Genomic DNA, 14,364 nt, shown 5'->3' with positions numbered 1-14,364 from the left:
CTATTTTTGAGTTTATAAAATAGGTTTGGCCAAGTACCATAATCCAATCAATGATTCTCATGCCAAGACCAGCGAATACTCTTCGCGAATATTTCTGGTGTTTATGGTAGAGCCCATAGAATCTATAGACTCTAGTGACGAAGAGATTAAGTATAAAGGCTATTTCCATGGCGTTTCTTCCTAAAATAATTTTAGGTTTCTAGTAGAAAAAACATAATACATCCATGTGAATATTTTGAAAAAATTGCACTTCAAAGTCGATAGGAAGTGTAACGATATGAAGGTTTGTGATGTAGCTGGAAGTCATGAACTTTTTCAGTTAAGCAAATAGTTAATCTGCTATCAAAAAAGGATTGAGTAAATGATAAGAATGACTGAGCATAGACTTGATTTTATTTTGGGCCAGTCTACTAATGGATAGGTCATAAATTTTTAATTTTATTTGAGGCTTCTTCAAGCCGTTTATAATATATGATTAAAACTTATCGCCAACCCTGACAAAATATGGTATACTACCTTCGACACAAGGGGTGCGTAAGCTGAGATGGGGAGACCCAAACTCTTAGGACCGGAACAAGTTAGGACTTGCGGCGGGATGTGCGGTAGTGATCTACCTTCATTGGTTCTTAAACCTCCTTTTTGGCTTGCTCCTTGCAAACAAAAGGAGGTATTTTTTATGGAAAAAAATCGTGCCAGTATGGCTTTGCAGATTCTCGCCCTGTCCGTTGAGAATGACAAACGGATTGAAGCGGTAGATAAAGTGATTGCTTATATTCAATCAACCGGTTTGGACTATGAAGTGGCAGCTTTTGAGACGACCATTGAGGGCGATTTAGCTCAATTGATGGAAGTTTTAGAAGAGGCGATTCGTATTGCAAGTCAAGTGGATCCACGCATCTTTGCCAATGTGAAGGTGCATTACAATGCTCAAGGGAATGTTTTATCCATCGATGAAAAAGTTAGCAAACACCGTTAGTCAAAGTCTGCCTTGGTTATTTACCTTGACCTTGGTCTGCTTGTGGGAACTGGCAGGATCGTTAGGGGCTCTGCCTAAATTTATCATACCCCGGCCCAGTGAGATTATTGTGGCTTTAATTAAGGATTGGGACAATATCTGGCTCAATGCCCAGGTAACCTTGATTCAAGCCTTCATCGGTCTTGGGATTGGGATTGGTTTGGCTTTTATTTTAGCCATTCTAATGGATCGATTTTCGATGATATATAAGGCTTTGTACCCATTGCTAATTATTACCCAGACGATACCAACAGTAGCTCTAGCACCAATCTTGGTCCTCTGGTTGGGTTATGATATGACCCCTAAGGTTGTATTAGTGGTTCTGACAACGCTCTTTCCGATTCTTATTTCTATCCTGGAAGGTTTTGCTCAATGTGATAAGGATGCCATCCAATTATTGCAACTGATGGGGGCTAGTCCTGGGCAGGTCTTGAGGCACGTCAAGTTACCTTCTTCTATGACTTATTTCTTGTCAGGTTTAAGAGTTAGTGTTTCCTATGCTTTTATTTCCTCGGTAGTTGCCGAGTGGTTGGGCGGGTTTATTGGCCTGGGAGTATACATGATTCAGACCAAGAAGGCCTTCTCTTACGATCGAATGTTCGCGATTATTGTCTTTATCTCTACCTTGAGTTTGTTGTCGATGGCCTTGGTTAAGTTAGCTGAAAGATTGATTGTCCCTTGGATGTATCGTGATAAGAAAGGAAGTTAATATAATGAAAAAAATTTATCAACAATTTGTCAGTATTTTTATGGTATGGATGGCTTTTTTAGTTGTGGTTCAACCGGTCCAAGCTGCAGAAAAGATTGACTTTATCCTAGACTGGGTGCCCAATACCAACCATACCGGCCTTTATGTTGCGCAAGAGAAGGGCTACTTTACAGAAGCGGGTCTCGATGTGACCATCCGTCGTCCACCAGAAGGGTCAACCACAGAGCTAGTAGGTTTAGGACAGGCGCAATTCGGGATTTCTTTCCAAGATAGTCTGGCCGCACGCTTTGCCGGAGATTTACCGGTTACTGCCGTAGCGGCAATTATTGAACATAATACTTCGGGAATTATTTCGCGTAAAGATGCAGGTATTGAGATGCCGGCTGATATGGAAGGTAAGAGCTATGGCACTTGGAATGATCCAATCGAGTTAGGGATGTTAGACTATATTCTAGACATTGAAGGCAAGGATTTCTCCAAAGTGGAATTGGTACCGAATCAAGCGGATAACTCTGTGGTAGGACTTGCTAACAAGATGTTTGATTCTGCCTGGGTTTACTATGCTTGGGATGGTGTAATGGCAGATCAAGAGCAATTAGAGACTAACTTCTGGTATTTCAAGGATTTTGCTGAAGAGTTGGACTTTTACTCACCAGTGATTATTGTCAACAACGATTATCTCAAGGATAATCCTGATCCAGCAAAGGCTATGGTTCAAGCTATTAAGAAGGGATACCAATTTGCAATGGAACATCCGGAAGAAGCTGCAGGTTATTTACTAAAGAATGCACCGGAATTAGAAGAACAGAAGGAAATGGTTTTGAAGTCTCAAGAATGGTTGAGTAAGCAGTATGCGACGGATCCAGCGCAGTGGGGACAAATTAATCAAGAGCGCTGGAATAAATTCTATACATGGTTATTTGAACATGAGCTAGTAGACAAAGATTTAACCCAAAGCACACTCTTTACTAACGATTTATTAGGTGAATAATGTTAACCATTCAAGATTTAAGTTATCAATATCGCGACCATCAGGTTTTAGCTAACGTTTCAATGCACTTAGACCAGGGGGAGACTGTAGCTATTTTGGGTCCGAGTGGAGTCGGTAAGACGACCCTTTTTAACTTGATTGCAGGTATTCTTCCGATTCAAACAGGACAAATCCTCCTGGATGGGTCGAGTGATATTAAAGGAAAGGTCTCCTATATGCTGCAGAAGGATATGCTTTATCCCCATTATACTGTGATGGAAAATATTATGTTACCAAGGATTATCCAAGGAGAGAAGCGACTTCAGGCTGAGCAATACGCGCGTGAATTGTTGGAGATTTTTGAGATGGATAAGTGGGCGCCTTATTATCCGCATACCTTGTCAGGTGGGATGCGACAACGGGTGGCCTTTATGCGGACAGCTGCTTTTGGTCGTGCTTATTTATTATTAGATGAAGCCTTCTCAGCCCTTGATGCAATTACTCGTAGAAGTCTTCATGAGTGGTTTATGGCTTACCGCCAGCAGATGAATTGGTCGAGTCTTTTAATTACTCATGATGTGGATGAGGCCTTGATTCTAGCCAATCGGATCTATGTCTTGAGAGGGCAACCGGGTCGGTTGGTGAGAGTCTTCGAACGTGAATTTGCAGTCAAACAGATTGACAAGGATATTTTTCTGCCAGAATTTCTAAAGGCTAAGAAAGCTTTGCTGGAGGATTTGAGTAGTCCAGAAATATAATCTGTTTTTTTGCCTCAAGGATTTCACTTATCAAATAAGTAGAAGTAAAACGAGGGCAATCATACCATGACAATCAAATGTCAGGACAAAATTTCAAAAGAAGACGTTGCCATAGGGTTAATCATGATTTGCAAAAAAGAGGCCAAGGAGGGCCTCTTTTTTGGTGAGAAATAAAATAAATATCTTCTGCTGCTGAATCTGCACCTTACTTTTTTAAGCTAATAAATACAATTTTCATGAAATAAAATGCAGAAGGGATTTAATGGAAATTTAGTTTTTACCCCTTGGAGAGGTGCTTAGATTAGTAATTGCGATTAGTATAATTTTTTAAAAGATATCAGCCTTTTATGCTCTTTTTATGGGGCCTTGTTAGGGAACATAACATTTAGCTTTGAAGGCCTTTTAACTTGAGTGAATTAATGAGATTTAAGAGTAAAGTAGATGAGCACAGACACCATGGTTATTAAAATTAAAACGACAACTAACCAGATGAGACTCCAAACTTTTAATTGAAGATAGATTAAGACAAAGCCTAAAATAGCTAATAAAAAAAAGGTCAAGGCGATCAAATTGAAAATTCTGAGGTCTTGTAATTTGAGAAGTTTTTGCAAGGAATGTCTAAAGTAAAAAATATAGAGCGCCAATATCACTAAAATCGATGGGAAGGCATAAAGTAGGGCTTGTAGCATAATGAACCTCAATTCTAAAATAATATCCAATCAAAAAGAGCTGGCAATTGCCAGCTCTCGAAATATATCCGAATCGTGCCGATTCAATAAAGCTAGGTTGAACCCGCTAGCAATCAGGTGGGGTTCTCACGAAATGGTTCTGACTTCCACATGCGATGGCTTGTCATATGTATTCGATTAAAGAATCCCTAATATAAAATGTTCGGTCAACACATTGACTATCTCTCGAACACATCAGATATATTTCCTATGAACTAAGTATAACACGATGAGATTGAATTGCAATAGTTTTGTTTGGAGAAATGAAAACATTTACAACACTATTCTTTAGCTACTTATCGATACTTTATACAAGGCCTTTATTAAACAGCGCAGCCTGAGTTTAAGAAGACTGCTGTTGCTTTTTAATTTCTTGGTAGTATTGATTAATAGCCGCTTCGTATTTTCCAGTCGGGTCAGCTTTAAAATATCGTGTACCTTTAAGCCGATCGGGTAAGTACTGTTGTTTAATAAAATGATTGGGATAATCATGTGGATTTTGATAACCAATGGCGCGTCCTAATTTTTTGGCTCCTGCATAGTGTCCATCTTTTAATGCATCGGGAACGGGACCAGTCTGTCCAGCTTCAATATCAGCCATGGCAGCATTGATAGCGCGGTAAGAGGTATTTGATTTAGGACTTAAAGCTAAATCGGTTACTGCAAAAGCCAATGGAATTCGGGCTTCGGGCAGTCCCAACTTTTCAGCTGCTTCAACAGCCGCTACTGTTCGTTGGGTAGCTTGCGGATTGCCAAAACCAATATCTTCATAAGCAATCACTAATAAGCGTCGACAAGCGATGATTAATTCGCCAGCTTCTAATAGAATCGCTAAATAATACATAGCCGCATCGACATCTGATCCTCGAATTGATTTTTGCAAAGCAGAGATGACATCATAATGGTTGTCGCCATCTTTATCGTGGGTTAATCGTTTACGTTGTAAACATTCTTCAGCGATTTCTTGCGTGATTACAATCTTACCCTGATCGTTTTCTGGGGTGGAAAGAACCGCTAACTCCAAAGCGTTGAGGGCTGAACGGATGTCGCCGTTAGTTACCGAAGAAAAATGCTTAAGGGTGTCTTTAGTAATTTCAACGGGATACTTGCCCAAGCCATGGTCAACATCCTCAATCGCTCTTTCTAAACCTAATTGAATTTCTTGACTAGACAGGGGTTTGACTTCAAAAATTTGAGCCCTTGAGCGAATGGCAGGGTTAATCGAAATGTAAGGATTCTCAGTAGTCGCTCCGATTAAGATAATCCGTCCATTTTCTAAATGAGGCAACAAGTAATCCTGTTTAACCTTATTCAAACGGTGAATTTCATCTAATAGTAAAATCAATGTACCTGACATTTTAGCTTCAGCGACAACAACTTCTAAATCTTTTTTTGCATCGGTTGCGGCATTTAAATGACGAAAAGCATATTCAGTTGTTCCAGCAATAGCAGCAGCAATAGAAGTTTTGCCGGTGCCAGGAGGACCATAAAGAATCATAGAAGAAAGGCGCTTGGCCTCAACCATTCGACGGATAATTTTGCCTGGCCCTACCAGATGAGTTTGTCCCAAGACTTGATCAATATGTTTGGGCCGCATGCGATAAGCTAAAGGTTGTTGCATTCGGAAACCTCCTTATAATGTGTATAGTTTACCACAAAAGGTTCTTTTTGATGAATAAATGCCTTTTATTTCTAGAAGTAAACACTTTCAAAATTATTAAAATGCGTTATAATAGTTGTATTAGGAATAGAAAAGGTGAGGCAATGATATATTTTGATTATGCAGCGACGACCCCAGTCGATCTCCGTGTTCAAGCACGAATTTCTCACGCTTTAGCAGAATCTTTTGGAAATCCTTCTGCTACCTATAAACTAGGAAAAGCAAGTAAAAATAAGTTGACCTTAGCACGTCGACGATTAAAAGACCTCTTAGAGCTAGAGGAAAAGGCAGAACTCTATTTTACATCCGGTGCAACCGAGGCCATCAATTGGGCACTTCGATCACAAGCTTTTCGAGCACGTGAATTAGGTCTAGGCAATCATATTGTGACCACAGCAATTGAACATTCAGCAGTGGATAAGGTTCTTCTTGATTTAGAGAAGAAGGGATTTGAAGTAAGTCGGATCCAGCCTGATTCTAACCATCAATTTACACTACAACAATTTATTGCAGCCAGTAAAGAAACGACCATCGGTTGGACGGTTATGGCAGTCAATAATGAAGTGGGTTCGCAACTGCCTATCCAAGACTTGGGTCAATATGCTAAGCAAAAGGGTTATTGGTTCCATGTTGATGCCACCCAAGCTGTTGGCTATCAGAAGATTAACCCACAAAGTTTTCCTTGTACCTCTTTCAACGGGTCAGGTCATAAATTTTATGCGCCAAAAGGAATCGGTTTTTTAGTCTACCAGGCTTGGAATAAAGAGATGACCTTAGATCCTTTATTATTAGGTGGTGATCAAGAGTATACTAAGCGTTCAGGAACTGAAAACTTGCCTTATATTTTAGGGATGGTGGAAGCCTTGGAGTTGATGTATCAGGACTATGAAGAACTACAAGAAAATTTTAAAGAATTGACAGCTTATTTCTTTCAACAATTGGATGAGGCGGGCATTAACTATCAAAGAAATGGTGACCTCAATCATCATAATAATCGTATACATAGTATTTGGTTTAAGGGAAAATTAGCTAGCCAGTTGATTATTCAGTTGGATATGCAAGATATTTATCTTTCAGCAGGCTCTGCTTGTTCAGCCGGTTCGATAAAACCAAGCCGTATCCTGACTGCTTACTACCCAGATAACCAGGCACGTTGGCAAGAGAGTGTTCGGATTTCATTTGGTCGCTATACGACTAAAAATGAGATTGATCAATTAATTGAAGCAATTATAAAAATAAATAAATAGTAAGGAGTAGAACTATGGCATTTACACCAGAAGCAAAATTATTAGGTTTCAATCGAACTTTTGAAGTCAGTCCAGAATGTAAACCTTATACTTTAAGAGATAATGGTTTCAATGAAACTCGTGGAGGTAACTTCTTATATAAACGAGAATTAGATTCGACACATCGTACAGGTCTAGTTTTAAAGGTAACGGTTAATGCGGATTTAAATGGTTTGAAAATTTCAACTGTAAATTCTAATGGCTTGCAAGCGGTTAATGTGTTTAGCCTGGCCAACAACGAGATGGTAATTGAAAAAATAAATTTCATTTTCGACGGATTTGTTGACCGAAACGTTCTTGTTGAAGTAAAATAGTAAATAGTTTTGAATGTATCTAAACGGACTTTCCATTCAAGGTGAGTTCGTTTTTAATATTTATATAAATATTAAAAGAAAGGAAGACCAAATGACTCAAACAAAAGATAAAGCCAAAACACGAGTAGTAATAGGTATGTCAGGGGGCGTCGATTCTTCGGTAGCTGCTTTATTACTAAAAGAAGAAGGTTATGACGTTGTCGGATTGTTCATGAAGAACTGGGATGATACCGATGAAAATGGTGTTTGTACGGCTACCAAAGATTATGAAGATGTCGCTTTAGTTGCTGAACAAATTGGTATTCCCTATTATTCGGTTAATTTTGAAAAAGAATATTGGGATCGGGTTTTTGAATATTTTTTAAGTGAATATCGCAAGGGCCGTACACCCAACCCGGATGTGATGTGTAACAAAGAAGTTAAATTTAAAGCCTTCTTAGATTATGCCACCGAATTGGGGGCGGATTATATTGCCATGGGTCATTATGCCCAAGCAGAAAGAGATGAACAAGGCAATGTTCATTTGTTACGTGGTTCAGATCAAAGGAAAGACCAAACCTATTTCCTTAATCAATTATCTCAACAACAATTACAAAAAGCTTTATTCCCACTTGGACACTTGGAAAAAACAAAAGTGCGTGAAATTGCTGATCAAGCAGGATTAGCAACTGCTAAGAAGAAAGATTCTACTGGGGTATGTTTTATTGGAGAGAGAGATTTTAATCAATTTCTTTCAAATTACTTACCCAACAAACCGGGTAAAATGAAAACATTAGACGGTGAAGTTAAAGGCGATCACATGGGATTGATGTACTATACAATTGGCCAAAGACATGGTTTAGGTATAGGCGGTTCTACGGGATCGAATGGGTCAAATGAACCTTGGTTTGTGATTGGTAAGGATATGTCCACTCAAACACTTTATGTGGGACAAGGTTTCCACCATCCGCATTTATATGCTGATTACCTAGAAGCTTCTGATCTTTCCTTTACAGATGGTGATAAGAGCGACCGGACTTTTAAATGTACTATCAAATTCCGCTACCGCCAAGAAGATGTGCCAGCTCAAGTGACGATTTATGACCAAGGGCAAAAAGCACGTGTAGTTTTTGATGAACCTGCAAGAGCCATTACCCCTGGACAAGCCGTGGTTTTCTATCAAGGCGAAGAGTGTCTAGGAGGCGGCATTATTGATGCGGCCTATAAAGACGGTCAAATGAGACAATATGTTTAAGCCAAAGTCACCCTAAGCATTTAGGGTGACTTTTATTGCGGCCAAATGCGGCCTTTATCAATGCTAGTTCCTAATAAAAAAGATTGATATAATAGGACTTAAAAGTGAGGTGAGAGTGGATGGAAGAATTAATAGTAGGTAGTGTGGAGAGTATCATCTTCGAAAATGATCAAAATTTTTATAAGGTTTTGCGCATCAGTGTCGATTTAGACCAAACCAGTCTCTTAGTCGAAGAGGAATTAGTGATTACGGGTCAATTTACAACTATTCATTATGATACGCCCTATCAATTTTTTGGGAAATTAGTCAACCATCCACGTTTTGGACAGCAATTTTCCGTCACTCGCTACCAGCAATTGATGCCGACTTCACGCAAGGGTTTAATTGATTATTTGTCCAGTAATCGCTTCAAAGGCGTAGGACCTAAAACAGCCACAAAAATCGTAGAGGCATTAGGGGAAACAGCAATTGATCAAATCCTTGATGACCCCAATGCTCTAGACAAAGTCAGTGGTTTAACAGGTAAAGTTGCCGATCAATTAAGAGCCAGTCTTTTAAAATTTCAAGGAACCGAACGCATTTTTATGCAGTTAACTGTATGGGGCTTTGGTCCCAATTTAGCAGATAGAATCTATAAGAAGTTTCAGTCGAATACACTGGAGCAAATAAAAGAAAATCCCTATCAATTAGTCACCGAAATTGAAGGGATTGGATTCACTAAAGCGGACCAATTAGCAGAACAATTAGGGATACAACCCGATTCAGCTGAACGAATTGCTTCAGCTATTACCATGTCAGTGGCCCAAGTTTCTATCGATCAAGGAGATACCTATGTGCCAATCCCCGATTCATTAAGGACTGCACGCGACCTGCTAGAAAAAAGTCGTCGCTTTCTGATTGAGGATGACTTGTTAGCTAAGGGATTAGATATTGCGATTAGTCAAGAACAGTTGTTAGTGGTAGGAGAAGATCTTGTAATCCCCTCAATTTTCTATGCTGAGTACGGAAGCAGTAAAAAGATTCATGATTATTTGATGGCCGAACAAGTCGAGCGATTTGAAGAAGAGGAGATTGATCAAGCGATTGAGGATGTAATGGCCTTAATTAAAATTAATTATGATCAAGAGCAGCAGCAAGCACTAAAATTAGCTATTCAATCCCCTCTATCTATTATTACCGGAGGTCCAGGAACCGGAAAGACCACCTTAGTACAAGGACTCATCTATTTACATGCAATCTTACATGGCTATGATCTGGCCGATCTTAATGAGGATAATTTTGATTCGCCTATCCGTTTAGCCGCTCCGACAGGTAGGGCAGCCAAACGCATGCAAGAAACTTCTCATATACCAGCCTCTACTATTCACCGCCTAATTGGTTATAACCGTGAGTCTACTTTGAAAGATTTTGATCCAATGATGATTGATGGCAGCCTTTTAATAGTCGACGAAATGTCTATGGTTGATGTGTGGTTAATGAATTGGTTACTACAAGCCATTCCCTATGAAATGCAAGTAGTGTTTGTGGGCGACAAGGACCAACTTCCCTCAGTAGGACCCGGTAAAGTTTTTTCAGATATCATTGAATCGGGGGTAATACCAACCGTTTCGCTTACTAAAATTTATCGCCAGTCTGAAGATTCATCCATCGTTCATTTAGCTCACCAAATTCGTCAAGGCTATCTGCCAGAAGACTTTTTAACCAAGCATAATGACCGCTCATTTATCCCTTGCTCTGCTCAACAAGTCAGCGATGTGGTTGGACAGATTGTAGCAGCTGCTGTTAAAAAAGGCTTTAATAGCCAAACCCTACAAGTCCTAGCGCCAATGTATAAGGGGCCTGGAGGTATCAATCAAATCAATGATTTAATGCAAGAAATGTTAAATCCCGCTAGTTCAAAAAAACGTGAGATTAAACACTTTGATCAAGTATACCGTTTAGGAGATAAGGTTCTGCAACTGGTAAATAACACGGAAGATAGTGTTTACAATGGAGACATTGGTAAAATCACCGCTATTTTAACGGCAAAAGAAAGTTCTAATAATGTGGAAGAAGTGATTGTAGATTTTGATGGCAATGAGATCCATTATCGTAAAAATGAACTCGATCAGTTGACCTTGGCTTATTGTTGTTCCATTCATAAGGCACAAGGATCAGAATATGATTTAGTCATTCTACCACTAGTGGACCGCTATTCACGCATGTTGAGAAGGGACATCATCTATACTGCTGTGACACGAGCGGTTAAATCACTAGTCATGGTGGGGAACCCTCAAAGTTTTAACAAGGCGGTTTCGCAAGTTCAAATTGAACGGAAAACCAAATTAGCAGAATACTTACAATTAAACTTGTCAGAGCAAGAAACAAGACAAGAGCCGACACAAGAAAAGAAACAAGAGGAAGATAAAGAAAAAGCCCTTATCTTAGACCAAGAAAGTGCAACCCAAGTATCCGAAAGTAAAACACCAAAAGAAAACTTCGTCTTAAATGATCAAACTATTTGGCAAGTTGATCCTATGATTGGGATGGAAGGAATCAAGCCGGAAGATTTTGTTTAGTAAAAACGCCCTTTTAATCTATTAGTTAGTCAAACAGTCTTTTATTGTCTTTTGAATAAATGTTACATTAGAAGGTATTATTATTTGTGATTGACCTTTTAAACAAATATTGCTATATTACTAAGGGTAGAGGACATGTCAGGTCATTCTAGAGAGATTACGTTTGGTGCAAGTAATCACGACATTGATGCTCCCTCATACGGACTAATCGAAAGATTAGCGTTTTGCTGGCGTTAACAGTCACTTAAAGAGATAACCAAGAGTTATTATAAGCAAGGTGGTACCGCGGTTAAGCGCCCTTGCATATAATGACTCTTTATTTTTATTGAAGGAGAATGCGACATGAAACCATTAAAGAGTAAAGAAATACGTCAGAAGTTTTTAGACTTCTTCGCAGAAAAAAATCATCAAATTGTTCCCTCAGCGAACTTAATCCCAATTAACGATCCAACGCTTTTATGGATTAACTCAGGGGTTGCGGCTTTGAAGAAATATATGGATGGAACGGAAGTTCCTGACAATCCAAAAATCGCTAATGTTCAAAAGTGTATTCGTACCAATGATATCGAAAATGTGGGTGTGACTGCACGCCACCATACCTTGTTTGAGATGCTAGGCAACTGGTCAATTGGTGATTACTTTAAAGAAGAAGCCATCCAATGGGCATGGGAATTTTTAACGGATGAGAAGTGGTTAAACTTTGATCCTGAACGCTTATATGTGACTTATTATCCTGAAGACGAAGAAACAAAACACATCTGGATGGATAAGTGTGGCTTAGATGAAGAGCATATAGTCGCTGTGGAAGATAATTTCTGGGATATTGGTGCCGGACCATGTGGTCCCGATTCAGAAATCTTCTTCGACCGTGGTGAAAAGTATCAAAATCTTTCAGATGATGATCCTGAAATGTATCCAGGCGGAGAGAATGAACGTTACTTAGAAATTTGGAACTTAGTATTCTCACAATTCAACCATATGCCAGATGGCAGCTACCAACCCTTGCCTAATAAGAACGTTGATACTGGTATGGGCCTAGAACGTATGGCTGCAGTTATGCAAGATGTACCGACAAACTTTGAGACCGATTTATTTATGCCAATTATTGAAGCAATCGGTAATTTGACAACTATTAATTATGGTGAGGCTGTTAAAACGGATACTTCTTTCAAGGTAATTGCTGATCATATCCGTGCAGTATCCTTTGCTATTGCTGATGGTGCATTACCGTCAAATGAAGGACGCGGCTATATCTTAAGACGCTTAATCCGTCGCGCCGTTATGCATGGGCGTAAATTAGGAATTAATCATCTTTTTATCTCGGATTTAGTACCAATTATTGTCGCTATGATGGGCGACCCTTATAAAGAGCTCATCGAAAAAGAAAGCTTTGTTAAAGAAGTTCTTTTAAAAGAAGAACAACGTTTCCATGAAACCATTGAAGAAGGAGAAGTTCAACTTCAGCAAGTGATCGATGCGGTTCGTCAAGAAGGGCAAACGACCATTACAGGAGAAAAAGCTTTCCATCTATACGATACCTTCGGTTTCCCACTTGAATTAACGCAAGAAATGGCTGAAAAGGAAGGACTAAAAGTAGACATGGAAGGCTTTGAAACAGCTATGGAAGAACAAAGAGAAAGAGCTCGTGCCGCACGTTCCGATGAAGGATCAATGGCTATCCAGTCACCAACTCTCCAAGGTATTGACTATGATTTTGATTTTGTCGGTTATGATCAATTAACTAGCAATGCGACCATCAAGTATATCGTAGTAGATGACCAAGAAGTTGACCAATTACCGGCTAATAGTGAAGGAATTGTATTCTTTAACCGTTCACCATTCTATGCCGAAATGGGAGGCCAAGTAGCGGATTTAGGTGGTATTTTTGATGGTGATCAAATGTTGGCTGAAGTATTAGATGTGCAAAAGAGTCCTCATGGTCAATTTATGCATAAGGTGAAAACATTTGAAATGCCGCTAAATCGTAATCAATCTTATACTTTGACGGTTGATCGTCAAGCTAGAATGCGGACCAATCAAAACCATACCGCTACTCACTTATTACATAAGGCCTTAAAAGAAGTTTTGGGTGACCACGCTAATCAAAAAGGCTCATATGTAGGACCAGACCGCTTACGTTTTGACTTTTCACATTTTGGTAAGATGTCAGCTGAAGAGCTTAAACAAGTGGAGTCGTATGTAAACTTTATGGTTGAAAATGCTATTAATGTTGACATCAATGAAATGCCAATAGACGAAGCAAAAGCAATGGGAGCTATGGCACTCTTTGGTGAAAAATATGGGTCAATTGTGCGCGTCGTTAATGTGGGCAATGAGTCCATCGAATTGTGTGGGGGAACTCACGTTAAAAATACCAATGAGATTGGTACCTTTAAATTGATGACTGAAAGTGGAATTGGTGCAGGCTTACGCCGAATTGAAGCCCTAACAGGTCAAGCGGCTATTGCCAACTATCAAAAGAATGAATCGCTACTAAAAGAGGTTCAAAATCAATTAAAAGTTAGCCAAAGTGATCAATTGCTCAATAAGATTGATCAGTTGCAACACGATCTAAAAGCACAGCAATCTGAAATCGACTCCTTGACTGCGCGCTTAATGCAAGAAGCTTCTGGTGAAATCTTCGATAATGTACAAAACGTTAAAGATATAAGCTTTATTGCAGCGAGCGTAGACAATCAAAATATGGATTCGTTAAGATCTTTAGGCGATACCTGGCAAGAAAAAGCAGCTTCTAATATTCTTGTGTTAGCTACTTCTCATGAGGATAAAGCCAATCTTTTAGTTTTAGTGGATCAAGAAACAGTGGCTAAAGGCATCAAAGCGGGAGACTTGATTAAACCATTAGCGAAGCACATTCAAGGTGGCGGAGGCGGTCGTCCGACTATGGCGCAAGCAGGAGGTAAAAACCCAGCAGGAATCCCTCAGTTATTAGAAGCGGTTGCGCAAGAGATTGAGAATTTATTAGCTTAGTTTGAAACAAAATCGTAATATTGAAAAAGCCATAAAAAAAGCATAATAAGAGCCTTTTCATCGGAAATTATGGTAAACTAAAGATAGTACGTAACAAATCAACTAAGGATGTATGAAGTTGATAAATTAAGAAAGGTTCGG

11 protein-coding genes, 1 other RNA gene and 1 riboswitch are annotated in these 14,364 nt (G+C 39.3%); of the genes, 9 read left to right on the top strand and 3 right to left on the bottom strand.

The features are described 5' to 3' along the window. Nucleotides 1-516: 516 nt before the first annotated feature. A riboswitch (TPP riboswitch) is annotated at nucleotides 517-613 on the top strand. A gap of 63 nt (nucleotides 614-676) precedes the next feature. From NW240_RS03750 to NW240_RS03735, 4 genes are read left to right on the top strand one after another with little or no spacing between them, the layout of a single operon-like run. After that, a complete protein-coding gene (locus tag NW240_RS03750) occupies nucleotides 677-976 on the top strand; it encodes a thiamine-binding protein (RefSeq protein ID WP_258436122.1) in 300 nt (99 codons plus the stop codon). Beyond that, on the top strand, nucleotides 951-1,724 hold the full coding sequence (locus tag NW240_RS03745) for an ABC transporter permease (protein WP_258436121.1): 774 nt from the start codon (nucleotides 951-953) through the stop codon (nucleotides 1,722-1,724). The genes NW240_RS03750 and NW240_RS03745 overlap by 26 nt, the downstream gene beginning before the upstream one ends. A 4-nt stretch (nucleotides 1,725-1,728) precedes the next feature. Further along, complete coding sequence (locus NW240_RS03740) at nucleotides 1,729-2,715, top strand: ABC transporter substrate-binding protein (protein WP_258436120.1); 987 nt, start codon at nucleotides 1,729-1,731, stop codon at nucleotides 2,713-2,715. After that, the gene (locus NW240_RS03735) at nucleotides 2,715-3,452 is read left to right on the top strand and encodes an ABC transporter ATP-binding protein (RefSeq protein WP_258436118.1); all 738 of its coding nucleotides are present in this window, start codon (nucleotides 2,715-2,717) and stop codon (nucleotides 3,450-3,452) included. The genes NW240_RS03740 and NW240_RS03735 overlap by 1 nt, the downstream gene beginning before the upstream one ends. Nucleotides 3,453-3,868: 416 nt before the next feature. Here NW240_RS03735 and NW240_RS03730 read toward each other — a convergent pair whose 3' ends face one another. The 3 genes from NW240_RS03730 to NW240_RS03720 all read right to left on the bottom strand — a co-directional run bounded on the left by NW240_RS03730 (nucleotide 3,869) and on the right by NW240_RS03720 (nucleotide 5,801). Further along, the gene (locus NW240_RS03730) at nucleotides 3,869-4,171 is read right to left on the bottom strand and encodes a hypothetical protein (RefSeq protein WP_258436117.1); all 303 of its coding nucleotides are present in this window, start codon (nucleotides 4,169-4,171) and stop codon (nucleotides 3,869-3,871) included. Between the two features lie 31 nt (nucleotides 4,172-4,202). After that, nucleotides 4,203-4,385, bottom strand: a non-coding RNA gene (gene ssrS, locus NW240_RS03725) — 6S RNA. 138 nt (nucleotides 4,386-4,523) lie between these two features. Then, nucleotides 4,524-5,801 (bottom strand): replication-associated recombination protein A, encoded by a 1,278-nt coding sequence (locus NW240_RS03720; protein WP_258436115.1) that lies wholly within the window; start codon nucleotides 5,799-5,801, stop codon nucleotides 4,524-4,526. A gap of 143 nt (nucleotides 5,802-5,944) precedes the next feature. Here NW240_RS03720 and NW240_RS03715 point away from each other — a divergent pair, with 143 nt between their 5' ends. The 5 genes from NW240_RS03715 to alaS all read left to right on the top strand — a co-directional run bounded on the left by NW240_RS03715 (nucleotide 5,945) and on the right by alaS (nucleotide 14,223). After that, nucleotides 5,945-7,087 carry a cysteine desulfurase family protein gene (locus NW240_RS03715; protein WP_258436114.1) on the top strand — a complete coding sequence of 381 codons (1,143 nt, stop codon included), beginning with the start codon at nucleotides 5,945-5,947 and terminating at the stop codon, nucleotides 7,085-7,087. 14 nt (nucleotides 7,088-7,101) lie between these two features. Beyond that, a complete protein-coding gene (locus NW240_RS03710) occupies nucleotides 7,102-7,440 on the top strand; it encodes a DUF1831 domain-containing protein (protein WP_258436113.1) in 339 nt (112 codons plus the stop codon). Nucleotides 7,441-7,531: 91 nt separating this feature from the next. Next, on the top strand, nucleotides 7,532-8,674 hold the full coding sequence (gene mnmA / locus NW240_RS03705) for a tRNA 2-thiouridine(34) synthase MnmA (RefSeq protein ID WP_258436111.1): 1,143 nt from the start codon (nucleotides 7,532-7,534) through the stop codon (nucleotides 8,672-8,674). 119 nt (nucleotides 8,675-8,793) lie between these two features. Next, on the top strand, nucleotides 8,794-11,232 hold the full coding sequence (locus tag NW240_RS03700) for an ATP-dependent RecD-like DNA helicase (RefSeq protein ID WP_258436110.1): 2,439 nt from the start codon (nucleotides 8,794-8,796) through the stop codon (nucleotides 11,230-11,232). Between the two features lie 342 nt (nucleotides 11,233-11,574). Beyond that, nucleotides 11,575-14,223, top strand: a complete 2,649-nt coding sequence (gene alaS / locus NW240_RS03695; RefSeq protein ID WP_258436109.1) for an alanine--tRNA ligase — start codon at nucleotides 11,575-11,577, stop codon at nucleotides 14,221-14,223. The last annotated feature ends 141 nt before the right edge of the window (nucleotides 14,224-14,364 follow it).

The sequence above is a fragment of the Facklamia sp. 7083-14-GEN3 genome (genome assembly GCF_024742075.1).
Classification (GTDB): domain Bacteria; phylum Bacillota; class Bacilli; order Lactobacillales; family Aerococcaceae; genus Facklamia.
Note: the sequence above shows the minus strand (reverse complement) of the source record. Positions and strands in the feature narration are given on the sequence as shown.